General features: G+C 62.3%; 12 protein-coding genes. 1 reads left to right on the top strand and 11 read right to left on the bottom strand.

The annotated features are described in order from the left end of the window. Positions 1-4 precede the first annotated feature (4 nt). Entirely contained in the window at positions 5-1672 is a 1668-nt protein-coding gene (locus B3C1_RS02645) for a toxin-antitoxin system YwqK family antitoxin (protein ID WP_083858237.1), read from the top strand. A 27-nt stretch (positions 1673-1699) separates the two neighbouring features. On the opposite strand, the gene B3C1_RS02640 is transcribed toward B3C1_RS02645, so the two are convergent. The 11 genes from B3C1_RS02640 to metB form a co-directional block, all read right to left on the bottom strand. Continuing rightward, positions 1700-2188 carry a DUF6622 family protein gene (locus B3C1_RS02640; protein ID WP_008482720.1) on the bottom strand — a complete coding sequence of 163 codons (489 nt, stop codon included), beginning with the start codon at positions 2186-2188 and terminating at the stop codon, positions 1700-1702. Positions 2189-2307: 119 nt separating this feature from the next. Continuing rightward, positions 2308-3219 (bottom strand): M14 family metallopeptidase, encoded by a 912-nt coding sequence (locus tag B3C1_RS02635; RefSeq protein WP_008482718.1) that lies wholly within the window; start codon positions 3217-3219, stop codon positions 2308-2310. A gap of 118 nt (positions 3220-3337) precedes the next feature. Next, positions 3338-4261, bottom strand: coding sequence for a hypothetical protein (locus B3C1_RS02630; RefSeq protein ID WP_008482717.1), 924 nt, complete (start codon positions 4259-4261; stop codon positions 3338-3340). 388 nt (positions 4262-4649) lie between these two features. Beyond that, positions 4650-5801: a hypothetical protein gene (locus tag B3C1_RS02625; RefSeq protein ID WP_156804429.1), complete on the bottom strand. Its 1152-nt coding sequence runs from the start codon at positions 5799-5801 to the stop codon at positions 4650-4652. Positions 5802-5904: 103 nt separating this feature from the next. Then, the gene (locus tag B3C1_RS02620; protein WP_008482715.1) at positions 5905-6732 is read right to left on the bottom strand and encodes a hypothetical protein; all 828 of its coding nucleotides are present in this window, start codon (positions 6730-6732) and stop codon (positions 5905-5907) included. Between the two features lie 142 nt (positions 6733-6874). Beyond that, positions 6875-7633: a hypothetical protein gene (locus B3C1_RS02615; protein ID WP_156804428.1), complete on the bottom strand. Its 759-nt coding sequence runs from the start codon at positions 7631-7633 to the stop codon at positions 6875-6877. A gap of 32 nt (positions 7634-7665) precedes the next feature. After that, positions 7666-9555, bottom strand: a complete 1890-nt coding sequence (locus B3C1_RS02610; RefSeq protein ID WP_035480913.1) for a M61 family metallopeptidase — start codon at positions 9553-9555, stop codon at positions 7666-7668. Positions 9556-9795: 240 nt separating this feature from the next. Further along, the gene (metF, locus tag B3C1_RS02605) at positions 9796-10698 is read right to left on the bottom strand and encodes a methylenetetrahydrofolate reductase (protein WP_008482710.1); all 903 of its coding nucleotides are present in this window, start codon (positions 10696-10698) and stop codon (positions 9796-9798) included. Between the two features lie 142 nt (positions 10699-10840). Beyond that, positions 10841-13111 (bottom strand): 5-methyltetrahydropteroyltriglutamate--homocysteine S-methyltransferase, encoded by a 2271-nt coding sequence (gene metE, locus B3C1_RS02600; protein WP_008482709.1) that lies wholly within the window; start codon positions 13109-13111, stop codon positions 10841-10843. Positions 13112-13266: 155 nt separating this feature from the next. After that, positions 13267-15468: an amino acid kinase family protein gene (locus tag B3C1_RS20730; protein WP_008482708.1), complete on the bottom strand. Its 2202-nt coding sequence runs from the start codon at positions 15466-15468 to the stop codon at positions 13267-13269. A 49-nt stretch (positions 15469-15517) separates the two neighbouring features. Next, positions 15518-16675 carry a cystathionine gamma-synthase gene (gene metB, locus B3C1_RS02590; protein WP_008482707.1) on the bottom strand — a complete coding sequence of 386 codons (1158 nt, stop codon included), beginning with the start codon at positions 16673-16675 and terminating at the stop codon, positions 15518-15520. Between the last annotated feature and the right edge of the window lie 16 nt (positions 16676-16691).

Below are 16691 nucleotides of genomic sequence, written 5' to 3'. Positions count from 1 at the left end.
TACCATGCGACTTATGTTAAGCCTGCTGGCCCTGCTGGCCTTCAGCGTAAAGGCCGAGCAAATCTGGCTGGACGACGACTGGGACATTACCAGCCAAGACCAGGCCAGCTTTTACCTGGCCCAGCCCCTGGCGCAGCAAGGGGCGCTCTGGCAAGGCACCGTCTTTTACAAAAGCACCGGCAACAAGCGCTTCGAGGGCAGCTTTACCGGCCCCGATATGGACAGCAACCATAGCCTGGGCCCCTACAAGTTCTACCACCCCAATGGCCAGCTCCAGGCCGAGGGCCGCCGCGACGACCAGGGCAACTTCGTGGGTCCCACCAAGATCTACGGGGAAGACGGGGTATTGGAGTCAGAGCGGCTATACCAGATGCCGGGCCAATGGGTCAGCGAAATCACCTACTTCTACGACAACGGCCAGGCCCGCCAGCACAGCCATTACAACAAGGCCGGCCGCCTGGACGGGCTGCGGCAAGCCTTCTACCCCGGCGGCCAACTCGAATCCGAGCAGCCCTACCAAAACGGCCAGCTCGACGGCCTGGCCCGCAGTTGGGCCGAGTCCGGCACCCTGACCGAAAGCAGCCCCTACCAAAAGGGCAAACGCCACGGCCAGACGCTGGAATACGACAAGGACGGTAAGCTGACCCGCTCTGGCAACTACCGCCAGGGGGACAAGGTGGGTGAACACCGCTGGCTGCGCCCGGACGGTTCCAACTCCCGCCTGGACCAATACGACAAAAAGGGCCGTCTGCTCAGCCGCACCGACTTTGACAAGGACGGCAATAAGACCCAGGAGCGAAGCAGCACTTACCTGGCAGCCGGTACCCAAAGCCTGGAGCGCTACTACAGCAGGGGCAAGCTGACCCGACAGGTCAGCAAAGGCCCCGAGGACGGGCGTTACCTGATGGAGCGTTACGACGCAAAGGGTGAGCTGACCGACAGGCAACAAGAGATCGACAACCAGTTGCACGGCCTGCAGATCACCAGCGGTTGGGGCGGCCAAACCACCCGCTTGGAGTATCGCCAGGGCCAGCGCCACGGCGACTACAGCCGCACCGGCGACAAGGGCGAGCTGCTAGAGCAGGGGCGCTACGAAAATGACCAGAAGGTCGGTACCTGGCGCTACCAGCAAAGGGGCTTGTTGGTGGAGCACTACCTGGCCGGGCAACTGGACGGCGAGCGCCGCCAAACCAGCGAGGACGGCCAGCTGCTGCTGTTGGAGCACTATCGCCTGGGCAAGCTGCACGGCCTGGTGGAAGAGTACGATCGCCAGGGTCACCTACAGACCCAGGGCAGGATGGTCAACGGCCAGCATGACGGCCCCTGGCACCTCAAGGACGACGGTTACCTGCTGCGCTACCTGGACGGCACCTTCAAGATGGGCAAAAAGGTGGGCACTTGGCGAACCAGCAACGGCAAAGGCTACCTGGTGGGCCAAGGCCAGTATGACAACCAGGGCCGCCAGCAGGGCGTTTTCTACAGCTTCGATGATCAGGGCCTGCTCACCGAGCTGGCCACCTACAAGGACGGCCAGCTGCACGGCGCCAACCGCCACTACCGGGACGGCGTCCAGGTCTACCAGGCCGATTACCGCCAGGGGGAGCTGCTGCAAGAAAAGGAAGGCGACCAGGCTCCCTGCTCTGGGGGCGGCTGTTCCCTGTTCGACCAATGACCCAACCCCGCCGCCTGGCGGGGTTTTTTATGCCGCCTGCTTAAGCCGCCAAAGCCCAAGGGCCCTGGCACAAAAGAGCCCGCTCAAGGCGCCGTACAGCAGGCACAGCCCCGCCACAGGGCCAGGCTGGAACAAGGAGGGGTGCAGGGCCGTCATCACCCCCACCCCGTACTTGGTGAAGAAAATGGCCAGGATAAGCAGCAAAGGCGCCCAGCTGCCCTGTACCTCGAACTGGCCGCTGGCCCTGTGATAGCGGCCCCGCACCTGGCCCGCCAGGCCCCGTCCCAAGGTGGCGGCCAGGGCCAGTCCTGCCAGCCACCAAAGGACCATGCCCCCCTGCCAGCCAAAGCTGCTGGCCATACCCAGCAGCGACAGCGCTACCATCAATAGCGGCAGCAGATAGGCCTGGCGCAGCCCCAAGCGCCGGTCGCGGCTTTGTTTTAGCCCCAGCAACAACAACCCCAGCAACAAGCCGTAGACCCACAAGGGGGTGTGGCGCAGTATTTCCAGCAACATGGCGATGCTCTCCCTATCAAAGACAGGGCCAGCATAGAAAGCCCGGTTCATGCGCCACAGTGCCAAAAGTCATGGCCGACAAAAAAGCCCCGCCGAAGCGGGGCTTTTTTATCGCGGCCTTAACGGGCCAGCAGGTAGTCCAGGGCGCCGCAGATGGCCGCCACCTGGGCGTCATTGCAGATGGCGTCGGTGGCCTTGGGGCTGTCGGGGTACACCTCGGTGGTGCAGCTGTAAGGGGCGCCGGTGACGCTGGCACAGAGCCCCAGCTTTTTCAGCGGGTACTGGATTACCCCGGGGGCCACCACAGGGGAGCCGATAATGGTGCCGTCCGGGTCGGCCGGGGCTATGTGGGTAACCTTGGCCACCGCCTCGACAATGGCCTGCTGGAAGGCGGGCTGGGGGCTTTCGCTGTCATCCACCACGTAGAAGCCGTCGGGAATGGTGCCGGGTTCGAAGATCTTGCCGTCGCGGGCGGCCAGGGCCGGGCGGAACTCGCTCTCGTCGCTGTCGGTGGTTTCGTGCAGGTCCACATGGCACAGGAAGGGGGCCTTGATGCCGGCCACCAGCTGTTGCAGGGCGGCAGCTTCTTCGCTGGGGCTGTCTTCCCGGAAGGAGCGGTTAGGGTCGATGGCCAGGGGGTTCCAGCGGTTGATCATCTCATAACCCCAGGGGCTGACGCAGGGCACCACCAACAGGTTGAAATGCTCGCCATAACCCAGAGCATGGTCCCGGGCAAATTGGATGGCTCCCTGCACGCCACTGGTCTCGTAGCCGTGGATACCGCCGGTCACCAGCACATAGGGCTTGTGCGGCTGCCAATTGGGGGTTTTCAGGGCCAGCAGCGGGTAACGCTGGGCATCGACACTCAAGGCGCCGTACTGTGTCAGCTCAAGGGTGCCGGTCAGGGCCTGGACCTTGGCCACCACCTGCTCCTGGTAGCTACGTTGAACCTGGCGCTGGGCCAGCCACTGGGCTTTTTCGGCATCCCCCCAGGGGGTGCCAGGGGTACCTATGGGGTAAGCCTGGGTCATGCTGCTGTTCCTTCACATCGACAACGATGGCCACAGCCTACCAGAGGCATGGCGGAAAGAAAGTCTTGGCCCAGATCCACAAGTAGGCCATGACCCTGACTGGGCCATGGCCTTGGCACTAGAAGTTCGAGGTGGGATCGGCGGCGGCATGGGCCACCACCACCCCTTTTTTGCTGATGGTCATCTGCCCCGCGTTAGTCACCACTTCATGATGGGTGGCGGTGGTAAAACGGTGCGCCCCATGATGTCCCTGCACCCGGTAAAACCAGGGGATAGCCCAGGTGAAGGTCCCGGCCGCGAACGGCGGGTTGAGAGCTGTGGACCGCACCGTATCAACACCTTCGACCTTGGAGCCAGTGGCCGCGTTGCCACCCAGCACATTGAGCCAGGTGCCCAACACTGGATGCCGCACTTGACCCCCAGCAATGTCAGCCAGGTCCGCCTCTTGAAGGGCTAGGCTGCCGGTACCTTCATAAGGAGCACCTCCCTCTCGAAATTGCAGCCATCGAAACGACACGTCGACCGGTTGAAGAAAGATGTTCCCCTTAAAACCGGCACTGGCAGTGCCGTTGATATGAAAGGTATTGGTGCCAGGGCGCTGTTGCATGGTGGCATCGCTGGGAGCCACCACCTCAAGGCGCTTGGAGCAGAGCACCCTCGGCACGGCCCCCATGGTCCTGAGTTCCAGCATTACGGCGCCGGGCCTGTCACCGCAGATGAGGGTGTTGGCGATTGCTGCCGGGTTGGCCAGGGCTGCAGGACCGGTCACTCGCCATTGCACCGCCCCCAAGGCCGCCAATTGCCCAGGTGGCACGGTGACAACATTAATGTCGATCTGCTCGCCGACACCAAAGCGGATAGTGCTGCGATGATTAAAATTGTCCTGGGGGGTGAGTTCGACCCTTGCCGTCACCGGCGGGGGGGCAGCGACAGCCACTGGCACTGGGCCGGGGCCAGGCCTGGCGGCTTGTTGCTGGCGACGGGCTTCTGAGTAGCTGGCAGCCTCAATAAAGGTGCCGTCGGGCATTCTGAACTTGGGCATCCTCAAATCCTCCTTAATCCAAGGTGAGCCAAGCTCTCTTAGGACAGAGCCTGGCGTATGCAGGAATAGCGCAAACATGGACCAAGCCGGACGCCAAGGCGTCACCAAGCCAGATGCAGACAATCCCTGTCATTCATCGGTATTAGGGCCGACCCGATAGGGCAGCCGAAGGGCCTGTTGCCCTGGTTAAAAAGTATGGGGTCGTGGCGAAAATACCAATAGAAAAACCCCGCCATCGGCGGGGTTTGCGATCCAGGGCCCGTTTTGCCAGGTCTCTTTGGCTCGGTCAGCTCGCTGCTAGGGGCCCTAAGGTTTTGCGTCTCATCGGCAAAGCCGGCTGCCCTGGCCTTATGCTGACCAGAGCACCATTACCGGGGCCCTCCTTTCCTTATTGTTTGCCTTTGCCTGCAAGCACCGCCCTTTGCACCCGCAACAGTCCCTTGAGGTAGCCACGGCGGAACTTGTCATAGGCCAGATCTGCAAAGGCCAGTGTGGCCACCATATCGGTCACCTTCTTGGACGCCGCAATCCCATCCACATCGTCGGCAGAGATGGCCAGCAGCATCCCTGTATAGCTGTCGCCTATGGGGGCTACTTCGGCGTCGAAGAACGTCTCCAGGGCAGTGGCGTTATCGAGCTGGCCTTGTGCATCGCTAAGCTGGGCCGGCGGGACGAACAGCACTTCCATACCAGACAACACCAAGAGCTCATCGTTGGCGGCTTTACGGCGGGCATCGGAATCGGCAATTTTCTCGGCGGCCTCGGCTTTGCTGGGCAGCTTTCCCTCCTGCAGCAGGCTGTGGGTGGTGGCTTGCACCCCTTCAAACAGCGCTGCCACATAGCCGATAAACTTCGGTTGGGCGGAAAAGACGGTCTCTTTGCCGCTGTATTCCTGGGCCTCAAAACGGTAGGTGGTGGCGATGGCCTTTAGGGCGACACCGAAGGAGTGGTCATAAATAGCCGCCCCATCCTGGAACGCCATCGCTTCATCCCCCTTTTCCCCGGTATGGGTCAGCATCATATCCAGAAGGGTTGCCGCTGCCTGGTTGCAGCTGGCCACCTGGCTTTCCATCCGGGTAACAAAGGCCGGGTCGCTGGCCAGGGGCAAGACCGGCCTGGCAATCACCTGGGGCTTCTGGGCGGCAATCAGATCCCGCTCTCTCGCTACCGCCTGGCGCACACCGTTTCGGTTTTCATGCAGGGCCTTAATCCTGTCCTGAAAGGTCGCCCCTTTACCAAACTGCTCGTCACCCAATACCCGCATGGCTCTGATGTAGTTTTTGACACAACTGCCGCGCAGGGCCGAGGCGTACTGAAAGATTTTCACCGAGTCTTTCATGGTCAGGGTGGGCTGGCGCACCTTCTCCCCAGCCAATGCCTTGGCGGGCACCTGTCCTGCCTTGGCCACCTTGGTAGGCTTGGCGGCCTTGGCTTTACTGACCTTGGCCACTTGCGCCGGGGCAGTTGCAATCTTACCGGGCTGGGTACCGGCACAGCCGGCAACGGCGACAACGCAGCCCAGCAGCATCAGAAAGGTCATCGCGCTTTTTATCTGACCCAAACCCATCGTGGTCTCCTGTAAGCCATCTCAGTCTTGATCCGCAGCGACGCTATACCCCCTTGGCTTTAACTGCCCCATGCCCTTAAATCTGGTCAGCAGGTTCAACCGCCATCAGGTAAGGAGCAAAGGCCAAGGCGGTGAAGTCACTGGCAAAGTCATAGAGTTTCACCAATTCAATGCCCTCAACCATCAAGGTCAGGTCCGCCCGGCCTCTGTCCGGCATCCAAGACTGGCTGAACATATCCCAGACCACGACCTCCAAGGCAAGTTGGATCCCAATGGCTTCCCTGGTCACATTAAGGGTTCTTATCTTTGGCACCTTGCCGTTACGGCACTGTATAAAAGCCGCTTTATAGGTAAAGTCACGAACCCACCTCAAGGACATATCCTTCATCCCAAGGTATCGCAGGCAAGCCGCCCTCAAAGCGTTATCCGGCAGCCCCTTCAGTGCCGACAACGCGTCCATGGCGGCCTGGTCCCCCGCCCCCTGGTAATGAGCCTTGCACCAAAAGCCGAGCAGCCCCCGGGCCGGATAAGGCAAAAACTGGCCATGGCCAAGACGGCATTGGCGAGCACCATCGGGAAAAGGGCTGGGTAGCGCCACCGAATTCCACTGCAGCAGTAAAGACTGGCCTTGCCGGCGGATGCTCAGGTCCCCCTCTTCCTGGGCATTGCCAAAGACCCGCCCCTGGCAACATATCAGCGCCTGGCCCTGGTCAATCTTGCACCAACCAGGTCCTGGATCACTGACCAGCCCAAAAGAGCCTCCTAGCTCGCCCGCCAAGGCCCGCTCCGTTGCCCCTGCATCTTCCTGCAGCAGCAGATAGGCTGCGTCCTCATCCTGCCAATGCTCGGCACATCTTGCATGCAAGCCTTTGTTCAATACCCGGTAAACATCTTCCTTGGACATGGGCACTCCCTGTGCGTTTTCGAGTTGGCTGTGTTTGGGCCGGCTCACTGGCTGAGGCTGGCCTCTACAAAATAAGGCCCTACCCTTATCGGGTGCAGAGAGCCGAAACAAGGCATGTGGTCGCCAGGCGGCAACCAGGCTATTACCAATCCGGTTCCTTAAGCAGGCATTGGGGTTGGCCCAGGGTATCGGCGCTCAGCACCAGGCTACAGACCTGCCTAAAGGAGCCGGGCCGCCTCAGGATGATCTCCAGGCTGTAGTGCAATACCCCCGCCTGGAAATAAGCCTTGCCGTAGTCGACGGATGAGGTGTCCGTTCTGAGATCCAAAGGGTCGCCGTTGCGGTCCTGGTACTGACACAGGGCCTCCCTGGCCAGCACCTTGTCCTGGCGGGTCAGGCTTACCACGGGGCAAGGCAGATCCAGTTCGGTGTCGAACTGCTGGTAATAGAAAGTTGCAGACCCCAGGGGTTGGCTGAGGGTCAGGCTGGGGTTCATGGGGTAATCATTTGGGCCGGGTTGCAGCTGCTGCAGCTGGCCGCTTTGGCTTAGGGCATCACTGTAGGCCACCCCAGCCTGGTCGAAGGCAAGGCTAAACAGCCTTGGTGACAAGGCCGGGTTTCCGGGGCACCCCTGGCCATGGTGCTCCTTGACGGCGATCTTAGCACGAAAGCCCCCTTGCGGCTCTTCTGCCACAAAACGCAGGCAATGGCTGGGGACTGTGGTCAGCTGATGGCGCTGAACCAAGGTCCAGGCCAGCTCAAGATCGTCTCCCCAGGCCTGGGGGGCAACCAGCAGCGCCAGCCACAGGGCATAGTCCTTTATTTTCACGGCAAATTCCCTTTCGTTGCTGGAGTGCCATTGTCCTGAGGAAAGGGGACTGGCGTCCAGCAATACAGCCATAAAAAAGCCCGGCCTGGGCCGGGCTTGGATGATTACCTGGGCTTGAGCACCTGGCTCAGGTAGTCCTTCTGGCCCTTGATGCGCACCAGGTGCGGGTATTTAAGGCCGCCGTGGTAGTCGACCTTGAGGGTGCGGTACTGGTCGAAGTCCTTGACCAGCAGCTCGATGGGGGCCTGGCTGGTCTTGGCGTCTGTCACCGCATCCTTGAGGGCGTCACCGTCGAACTGGACACCGTTGACCGCCACTATGGTCATGCTGGGGGAAAGGCCGGCGTTGAAGGCCGGGCTGTCCCAGAGCACGTCTTTGAGGCTGCCGTCCTTGCCCACCATAAAGCCCAGGGAATAGGTGAGGTCGGTGGCCTTGTAACGGCCTTCTACGGCGGTGATGGCGTCAGACGCTTTGTCGTCGTAGACCAGCTGCCAGCCCTGGTCATTGAGGGACTTGGACAGGTTCACATGGCCCTTGAGACGGCTGTTGATAAAGCTGGCCCAGTCGTACTTCTGCACGCCGTTGAGGCTGGCGATGACGTCGTCGAACTCATAGGTCAGCACGTCCCAGGCGCCGGGATTGACCCCGAAAAAGGCCTTGGCAAAGTCGTCCAGGCTGCGCTTGTTGCCGGACAGCTCCCTGAGCTTGGCGTCCACCGCCAGCCAGATCAGCTGGCCACCGGAATAGTAGTCCTCGCTCATCTGGTAGTTACGAAACGCCAGCGGCGCCCGCTGGGCTATGGTGGGGTCGTTGGTGGTGTCCAAGATGGTGCGCCAGTTCATGCCGGGGCGGCCCTTGTCATAGGTGGCCGCCAGGCGGGCCAGCATGTCCATGGCCTGGTCATGGTTCCAAAGCCCGGAGCGGGCCGAGAACACAAAGCCCCAGTACTGGGTTTGGCCTTCATAGACCCACAGGCCATGGTCGCGCTTGACCTGGTTGTAGGTGGGGGTCCAGATCCCGGCGGGGCGGCGGTATTTGCCGTTCCAGGAATGGTTGAACTCGTGGGCCAGCAGATCCCGGCCCAGCCAGGACTTGTCCCACTCCCTGAAGTAGTTGCGCTCGCCGCTGTTTTCGCTAGATCTGTGGTGCTCCAGGCCGATACCGCCAAGCTTGTCGGTCAGGGCCAGCAGGAAGTCGTAATGGTTGTAGTGGTGGGCACCGTACACCTTATACATCTGCTGGATAAGGTTGCGATGGGCCTTGAGGCCCTCGTCGCTGATCGCCAGATCCTTTTCCTGATCGGCAAATACGTTCAGTACCACAGGCACCTTGGCGCCGGGGTTCAGGTCCACCTTTTTGTAGTGCTGGCCGGCAAAAATAGGCGAGTCCACCAGGTTTTCAAAGTCGATGGCCTTGAAGCTGACGGTATCGCCCTTGTGGCTTTGCTGCTCAAGGGCAGTGGCAAAGTGCCAGCCCTGAGGCAGGGTCACATTGGGCTGCACCTGGATCTGGCGGCTGTAATGGCCAGCCGGGTAGAGGGCAACGGTGTTCCATTGCAGGTTGAGCATCTGGGGGGTCATCACCACCCGGCCCTGGCCACCGTTCTGGGGGGACAGGAACTGGAAGTCGACATTGATTTCATCCACACCCTGGGGCACTTCCAGGTGGAAGGCATGGACATCGCCCTGGTCGCGCTCCCACTTGATGGCCTGGCCATTGGCGCTGACCTTGATGCCCGCCACCTTGTCGATGGGGCCTGTGGGGCTGTGGTGGCCGGGGATCCAGGCCGGGTAGAGCAGGGTCAAGGGGCCGGGTTTGACCGGCAGCACTTCATGGACACGAAAAATGCGGTGGGCCAGGTCGGTGGCGTCCACGTCCAGTTTTAAGGTGCCTTGGTAAGGGGTGTCGAGGGGGGCTGGTACGTCAGCCCGGGCCGGCAAAGCCAGGCCAAGCAGGGTGCTGAGCACAGCAGCCACTACAGCAGTATGTCTCACGGAGGATCTCCCATCAGCTGGGGCGCCTTGGGGCGCCGCTTGTTATTGGTGGGCGGTGGCCAAGAATGGCTATAGAGGTTGGCGCACCGCCATTGGGACCATACACCCTTGGCCACCGGGATGCCTTAGAGCGGCCGACCCTGGTCGTGCGTCAGCGGCCATTGGTCGCTAAGCCGAAGTGTCTTTCAGCCAATAGCTGATCGCGGTCACAAAAAAGCCGGCCAAGGCCGGCTGGGGGGATTAACAGGCTTTGGCCAACTGCGGCCGTACACCCAGGGTATGGCAGATGGCATAGCTCTGCTCGGCCCTGTTGAGGGTGTAGAAGTGAAATTCCTTAACCCCTTCCTTACGCAGCACCCTGACCTGGTCGATGGCGATGGAAGCCCCGACCAAAGAGCGGGTGGTGGGGTCGTTTTCCAGGCCGGCAAAACGCTGGGCCAGCCAGCTTGGCACCGCCACGTTGGTGAGGTCGGCAAAGCGCTTGAGGGTCTCGAAGTTACTGACCGGCAGTATGCCCGGCACGATTTCCACGTCGATGCCGGCGCTCACGCAGCGGTCACGAAAGCGCAGGTAGCTTTCCACGTCGAAGAAGAACTGGGTGATGGCGCGGTTGGCGCCGGCTTCCACTTTTTTCCTCAGGGCCAGCAGGTCAGCCTGGGCGCTCTTGGCTTCGGGGTGCACTTCCGGGTAGGCGGCCACCGAAATATCGAAATCCCCTTCTTCACGGAGGATACGCACCAGATCGGAGGCGTAGTAGTTGGTGTATTGGCGGCCCGGTTGTTTGTCACCGCGCAGGGCGACGATATGGCGGATACCGTTCTGCCAGTAGTCTCGGGCGATTTGGCGCAGCTCCGCTTCCGGGGTGTCGATGCAGGTCAAGTGCGGGGCGGCGGTCAGGCCGGTGCGCTCGCCGATTTGCTTGATGACCTTATGGGTGCGCTCGCGGCCTTCTTCGCTGTGGCCGTAGGTTACCGACACAAAGCGCGGTGCCAGGGGCACCAGGCGGTCCAGGGCTTCCCAGAGGCTGGCTTCGGCCTTCTCGGTACCGGGGGGAAAGAACTCGAAGGACACCTGAATGTCATCCTTAAGTTCGCTGACACTGTGGTTCAGCAGTTCCAGGTGTTGGGCATGTGACAAAGACATGGTGGCTCCTTCGGGCGCTTTCATTCAAAAGACGTTTATACGTTTAGACGTCTAAAGTTGCATGTTAGCCGTTTAGACGGCTAAATCAAGCAAAAAAACAAAAAACCCGCCATCAGGCGGGTTGGTTTTGGGGAACTGTGGCTCAGGCCACCTGGCTGCGCAGCTGCTTGGCGGCGTCCACCATGTTCTTCAGGGCTGGCCTGACTTCGTCCCAGCGCCGGGTTTTCAGGCCGCAGTCCGGGTTAACCCAGATCCGCTCGGCCGGGATATAGGCCTCGGCCCGCTGGATAAGCGCCGCCATCTCGTCCACCGACGGAATGCGGGGGCTGTGGATGTCGTAGACGCCAGGGCCAATCTCGTTGGGGTAGGCGTATTCACGGAACACGTCCAGCAGTTCGTTGGCGCTGCGGGAGGTTTCGATGGTGATCACGTCCGCATCCAGGGCAGCGATGGCGTCGATGATGGCGTTGAACTCCGAATAACACATGTGGGTGTGAATTTGGGTGTCGTCCGCCACCCCGGCCGCCGACAGGCGGAAAGCCTCCACCGCCCAGTCGAAGTAGGCGCTTTGGTCGGCCAATTTCAGCGGCAGCAGCTCACGGAAGGCCGGCTCGTCGATTTGGATGACCTTGATCCCCGCTTGCTCCAGATCCACCACCTCGTCGCGCAGCGCCAGGGCGATTTGCTGGGCTATGGTCTTGAGCTCGATATCGTCGCGGGGGAAGGACCAGCCAAGGATGGTCACCGGGCCGGTGAGCATGCCTTTGACCGGCTTGTCGGTCAGGGTTTGGGCGAAGGCGGCCCATTCCACCGTCATGGCTTGGGCGCGGCTGACATCCCCGAAGATGATGGGCGGTTTGACGCAGCGCGAGCCATAGCTTTGCACCCAGCCAAAGCGGGTGAAGGCAAAGCCGTCCAGCAGCTCACCGAAGTACTCCACCATGTCGTTACGCTCGGCTTCGCCGTGTACCAGCACGTCCAAATCCAGGGCTTCTTGCTCGCGGATAACCGCTTCTATTTCCTTGGAGATGGCCTCGCGGTATTGCGGCTCACTGAGGCGCCCGGCCCGCCAGTCGCGGCGCAGGCCACGGATGGTGGGGGTCTGCGGGAAAGAACCGATGGTGGTGGTGGGGTAAGCGGGCAATTTCAGGTATTCGCGCTGCTTGGCAATACGGTCACCAAAGGCGCTTTGGCGCTGGCTGTCATTACCGGTAATGGCGGCAACCCGCTTGGCAACAGTGTCGCTGTGGATACGCTTGGACGACTTACGGGCAGCGGCGGCGGCGTCGGAGGCGGCCAGGGCTTCGCCGATGGCGCCCTCCCCTTCGTTAAGGGCCTTGGCAATCAGCTGCACTTCTTCGACTTTTTGCACCCCGAAGGCCAGCCAGGATTTCAGTTCATCATCCAGCTGGTCTTCCTGGGCCAAGTCCACCGGGCTGTGCAGCAAGGAGCAGCTCGGCGCCACCCACAGCTGGTTGCCACGGCGCTCACCGATGGCCTTGAGGCTGTCGATGGCAGCGCGCAGGTCGGTGCGCCAAACGTTACGGCCATTGACGATACCCACCGACAGCACCTTGTCCTCGGGCCAGGCCTTGTCCACCACGCCCAGCTGGGCACGGCCGGCCACGGCGTCGATATGCAGGCCCGCCACCGGCAGGCTGGTGGCCAGGGCCAGGTTGTTGCCAAGGGTACCGAAGTAGCTGGCCAGCAGGATTTTCACTGGCGCCTCGCTCAGGGCCTGGTAGGCGGTTTGCAGCGCCTGTTGCCAGTCGCTGGAGATGTCGGTGACCAGCAGCGGCTCGTCTATCTGCACCCATTCGATGCCTTCGGCGGCCAGCTTGTCCAGCCACTGGCTGTAGGCGTTGATGAGCTTGGGCAGGTGGCTCAGGCGCTGGTCTGCCCCTTCGCGCTGCTTGGACAGGTACAGGAAGGTAACAGGCCCCACCAGCACCGGCTTGACCTTGTGGCCAGCAGCGCGGGCTTCGCGGATTTGCGCCAGCTGCTCATCGACATTGAGGCTGAATTGCTGGTCGTCGGCCAGTTCCGGCACCAGGTAGTGATAGTTGGTGTTGAACCACTTGGTCATTTCCAGGGCCGGTACGTCCTGGCCACCGGGGGCGCGGCCACGGGCCTGGCGAAAATAGGTGGTGATGGCCGGCTCATCGGCCTTGAAGCGCTCGGGCACGGCGCCCAGGCGTACGGCGGTGTCCAGCACATGGTCATAGAGGGTGAAGTCGCCGGCGGGGACAAAGTCCAGGCCCTGCTGGACCTGCCAGTTGTACTGGCGTACCTGGGCGGCGGCCTGTTGCAGCAGCGCTTCGCTGCTGTCACCGGACCAGTAGGCCTCCAGGGCAAATTTGAGTTCGCGGCGGCGGCCGACGCGGGGAAAACCGAGAGAGTGGGTAAGAGCCATGTTGTTCTTCCTTGGATATCTAGATGTTTAGATCTAAAGATGTTTAGCCGTCTATATGGCTAGAATAACGATCTTTTTCCCAAGGTCAAGGCGCGATCGCAAAAAGAAGCCATAAAAAAACCCGCCAAAAGGCGGGTTTTATCAATTACTTATATTCAGGCAAGCCAGGCCAGCAGCTGGATCACGTCCGACTGCACCCCGGCCGCCGTCACATGGGGGCCGGCCCCAGGGCCACGGATGATCAGCGGGTTTTCCCGGTAGTAGCGGCTCTGGATGGCAAAAATGTTGTCACCAGGGGTGAGGCTGGCAAAGGGATGGCTGGCATCCAGCGCCTCCAGGCCCACTGTCGCCCTAAAACCGTCCGCTTCCTGGCGCAGGTTGCCGATATAGCGCAGTACCTTGCCCTGGGCCTTGGCGCCGTTGAGGGCCGCCAGCAGGGGCGCGTCCAGCTCATCGAGGCGGGCAAAGAACTCGTCACGGCTGATGTCACGCAGGTGCTCGGGCACCAGGTTGTCGATATGGATGTTATCCAGCTCCAATCGCCAGCCGGCTTCGCGGGCCAGGATAAGCAGCTTGCGGGCGGCGTCCAGGCCGTTGAGGTCGTCCCTTGGGTCCGGCTCGGTAAAGCCCTTGGCGTGGGCTTCTTTTACCAGCTCCGAGAAGGGCTTGGTGCCGTCGAAATTCTGGAACAGCCAGCACAGGGTGCCGGAGAAGATGCCCCCCACCCCTTCCAGGTCGTCACCGCAGCCCAGGAGGTCGCGGATGGCGGCCTGCACCGGCAAACCGGCACCGACCGTGGTGTTGTAGAACCAGCGCCGCCCGCTCTGGCGCAGGGTGACGTGGAGGCGATCGTATTCCCCCAGGGGTGCCGAACCCGCCTGCTTGTTGGCGCTGACCAGGTGGATACCGGCGTTGAGCCACTGGGGATACTGCTGGGCCACCGCCTTGGAGGCGGTCAGATCCAGCAGCAGCAAATGAGCAAAGGGCGCCTGCTTGAAGGCCGCCAGCAAGTCACCTTCGACACGGGGCTCGCCGCGCTGGGCAAACTCGCTGCGCCAGTTGCCGGGGGCGATGCCGTTCAAGTCAAAGAGCTGTTGCTTGGAGTTGGCCAGGCCATAAAGGCGCAGCCTGTCCTTGAGGCGAGGGGCAAAGCCGTCCAGCCAGCAGCCGCCGATATTGCCAAGGCCCAGCACCACCACCCCCACCGCAAAGAGCTGGTCATGAAGTCGCGCCAGCAGCGGCTTGGCCGGCAGCTGGCGGATAAAGGCGATCAACGACAGGCCGTCCGGGCCCTTGGCCTGGTGCACCAGGCCCCCTTGCTGGGCCACATTGGCCAGGGCCTGGCCAGCCGGGCTCTGCCAATCGAGGCCCTGGCCCACCAGGGCCAGCAGGGTCAGCTGTTCGGCGTTGTCGCCATGGGCAAAGGGCAGGTACAGCACCAGGCCGCCTTCTTCTACGGCGTAGGCCTGGGCCTGCAGGGCCGGATTGGCGGCGCTGAGCTGGCAACGGTAGATACCCTGGCGCCAGGTGAGGCTGGCCAGGTTCTTGTTGGCCCGCTCGGTACTGATGCGAGTGCCCCCTTCGTCTGGGGCGAAGGTGCAGCGGATAAAGAGCTGCTGGCGGGTCAGGTCCAGGGCGGTCAGGGTGCGAGGATGCAGTACCGGCGAGCCCAGGCGGGCCAGTTCGGTGGCCACATTGCCGGCCAGCTGGCTCTGGGTATAGGCCCCTTCCAGCTTGCGAGGGTCGGCGGTGTAGATACCGGATACGTCGGTCCAGATGGTGACCGAGGCCGCTTCCAAAAAGCCCCCCACCAGGGTGGCGCTGTAGTCGGAACCGTTACGGCCCAGGGTGCGGGTCTGGCCGGCACTGTCGGCGCCGATAAAGCCGGTGACCACCGTCAGTTCTTCTGTGACCAGGGCCTTGAGGCGCTCGCGGCTTTGCGGCTGCACCAGGCCACCTTCAATCACCAGGAATTCCCGGGCGTCCAGGAAGCGGGCGCCTAGCAGGCCGGCCAGCAACCGGGCCGACCAGATCTCCCCAAAGGTCAGCAGCCAGTCGCTGTTGCCCTGGCCCTGGGCCAGGGCCTGCTCGATGGCGGCCAGGTCTTCGGCCAGGGCGGCCTCGAGGCGAGCCTGCAGGGGGGCGTCTTCCACCCCTTGTAGCAGGGCGCGCTGATGGCCCGCCAGGGCCGGCAGGCTTTGGGGGCTGAGGTTTAGCAGCAGATCGGTGGTGTCGCCGGAGGCGGACACCACCACCAGATCGCCCTTTTGACAATGGCGGCGCACCAGCGCCGCCACTTTCAGATAACAGTCGGCGTCTGCCAGGCTGGAGCCGCCGAATTTATGGATATGTCGCATCAGTTCACCTTGAGACTGCGAAGCCGGGCCGGGCCCGGCTGGGGCGGCGTTATTCGCCCTTGAGGGCAGGCCAGGCCTGGGCCAGGTCGGCAATGAGGTCGGCGGCGTCTTCGATACCGACGGAGAAACGCAGCAGACCGTCACCTATGCCTGCGGCTTGGCGGGCCTCGGGGCTCATGGCGGCGTGGGTCATGGTGGCAGGTACCGCCACCAGGCTCTCGACACCCCCCAGGGACTCGGCCAGGCTGAACAGCTTGAGGCGGGAGACAAAGCGGCCAAGGGCGGCCACGTCGGCCTTGAATTCCACGCTGAACATGGCGCCGAAGCTTTTTTGCTGGCGCTTGGCCAGCTCATGGCCGGGGTGGCTGGCAAGGCCGGGGTAGTTGATCACCGCCACTTCCGGCTGGGCATCGAGCCAGGCCACCAGTTGCTGGGCGTTCTCTTCGTGGATGCGGAAACGGGCCGCCAGGGTACGCAGGCCACGCAGGGTCAGGAAAGCGTCAAAGGGGGCACCGGTGATGCCGATGCAGTTGGCCCACCAGGCCAGTTCGTCCCCCAGGGCCTGGTCCTTGGCCACCACGGCGCCCCCCACCACGTCGGAGTGGCCGTTGAGGTACTTGGTGGTGGAATGGAGCACCAGGTCGGCGCCCAGGGCCAGGGGCTGCTGGCCTATGGGGGACAGGAAGGTGTTGTCCACCAGCACCAGGGCGCCGACGGCATGGGCCTGCTCGCAGATAGCCTGCACGTCCACCACTCGCAGCAGGGGGTTGGAGGGGGTTTCCACCCACACCAGCTTGGGGTTTTCGGCCAGGGCCTGGGCCAGTGCCTGGGCATCACCTTGGTCGATGGACAACAGCTTGAAGCTGCCCTTCTTGGCCAGGGCGTTGAACAGGCGCCAGGAGCCACCGTAGCAGTCGTGGGGTACCACCAGGGTGTCGCCGGGGCTGAGCAGTTGCAGGGCCAGGGTTACGGCGCCCATGCCGGTGGCGGTAATAACCCCCCTGGCGCCCCCTTCCAAGTCGGCAATGGCCTGGCCCAGCAGGTCCCGGGTGGGGTTGCCGGAACGGGTGTAGTCGTATTGGGCCGGGGTGTGGATATCGTGGAAACGGTAGTTGGTGGACAGGTACAGCGGCGGCACCACTGCGTTGAACTGATGATCAGTGTCGATGCCCGCGCGAACGGCGTTGGTGCTTTGGCTGTTACTCATCCACGTATTCCTCGTG

Origin of the sequence: Gallaecimonas xiamenensis 3-C-1 (genome assembly GCF_000299915.1) — a bacterium.
Taxonomy (GTDB): Bacteria; Pseudomonadota; Gammaproteobacteria; order Enterobacterales; family Gallaecimonadaceae; genus Gallaecimonas; species Gallaecimonas xiamenensis.
Note: the sequence above shows the minus strand (reverse complement) of the source record. Positions and strands in the feature narration are given on the sequence as shown.

What these genes read in the sequence shown, in the direction of transcription:
- B3C1_RS02645 (WP_083858237.1), top strand. Translation starts at nt 5, where the DNA reads ATGCGACTTATGTTAAGCCTGCTGGCCCTGCTGGCCTTCAGCGTAAAG.
- B3C1_RS02640 (WP_008482720.1), bottom strand. Translation starts at nt 2,188, where the DNA reads ATGTTGCTGGAAATACTGCGCCACACCCCCTTGTGGGTCTACGGCTTG.
- B3C1_RS02635 (WP_008482718.1), bottom strand. Translation starts at nt 3,219, where the DNA reads ATGACCCAGGCTTACCCCATAGGTACCCCTGGCACCCCCTGGGGGGAT.
- B3C1_RS02630 (WP_008482717.1), bottom strand. Translation starts at nt 4,261, where the DNA reads ATGCCCAAGTTCAGAATGCCCGACGGCACCTTTATTGAGGCTGCCAGC.
- B3C1_RS02625 (WP_156804429.1), bottom strand. Translation starts at nt 5,801, where the DNA reads ATGACCTTTCTGATGCTGCTGGGCTGCGTTGTCGCCGTTGCCGGCTGT.
- B3C1_RS02620 (WP_008482715.1), bottom strand. Translation starts at nt 6,732, where the DNA reads ATGTCCAAGGAAGATGTTTACCGGGTATTGAACAAAGGCTTGCATGCA.
- B3C1_RS02615 (WP_156804428.1), bottom strand. Translation starts at nt 7,633, where the DNA reads ATGGCTGTATTGCTGGACGCCAGTCCCCTTTCCTCAGGACAATGGCAC.
- metF (WP_008482710.1), bottom strand. Translation starts at nt 10,698, where the DNA reads ATGTCTTTGTCACATGCCCAACACCTGGAACTGCTGAACCACAGTGTC.
- metE (WP_008482709.1), bottom strand. Translation starts at nt 13,111, where the DNA reads ATGGCTCTTACCCACTCTCTCGGTTTTCCCCGCGTCGGCCGCCGCCGC.
- B3C1_RS20730 (WP_008482708.1), bottom strand. Translation starts at nt 15,468, where the DNA reads ATGCGACATATCCATAAATTCGGCGGCTCCAGCCTGGCAGACGCCGAC.
- metB (WP_008482707.1), bottom strand. Translation starts at nt 16,675, where the DNA reads ATGAGTAACAGCCAAAGCACCAACGCCGTTCGCGCGGGCATCGACACT.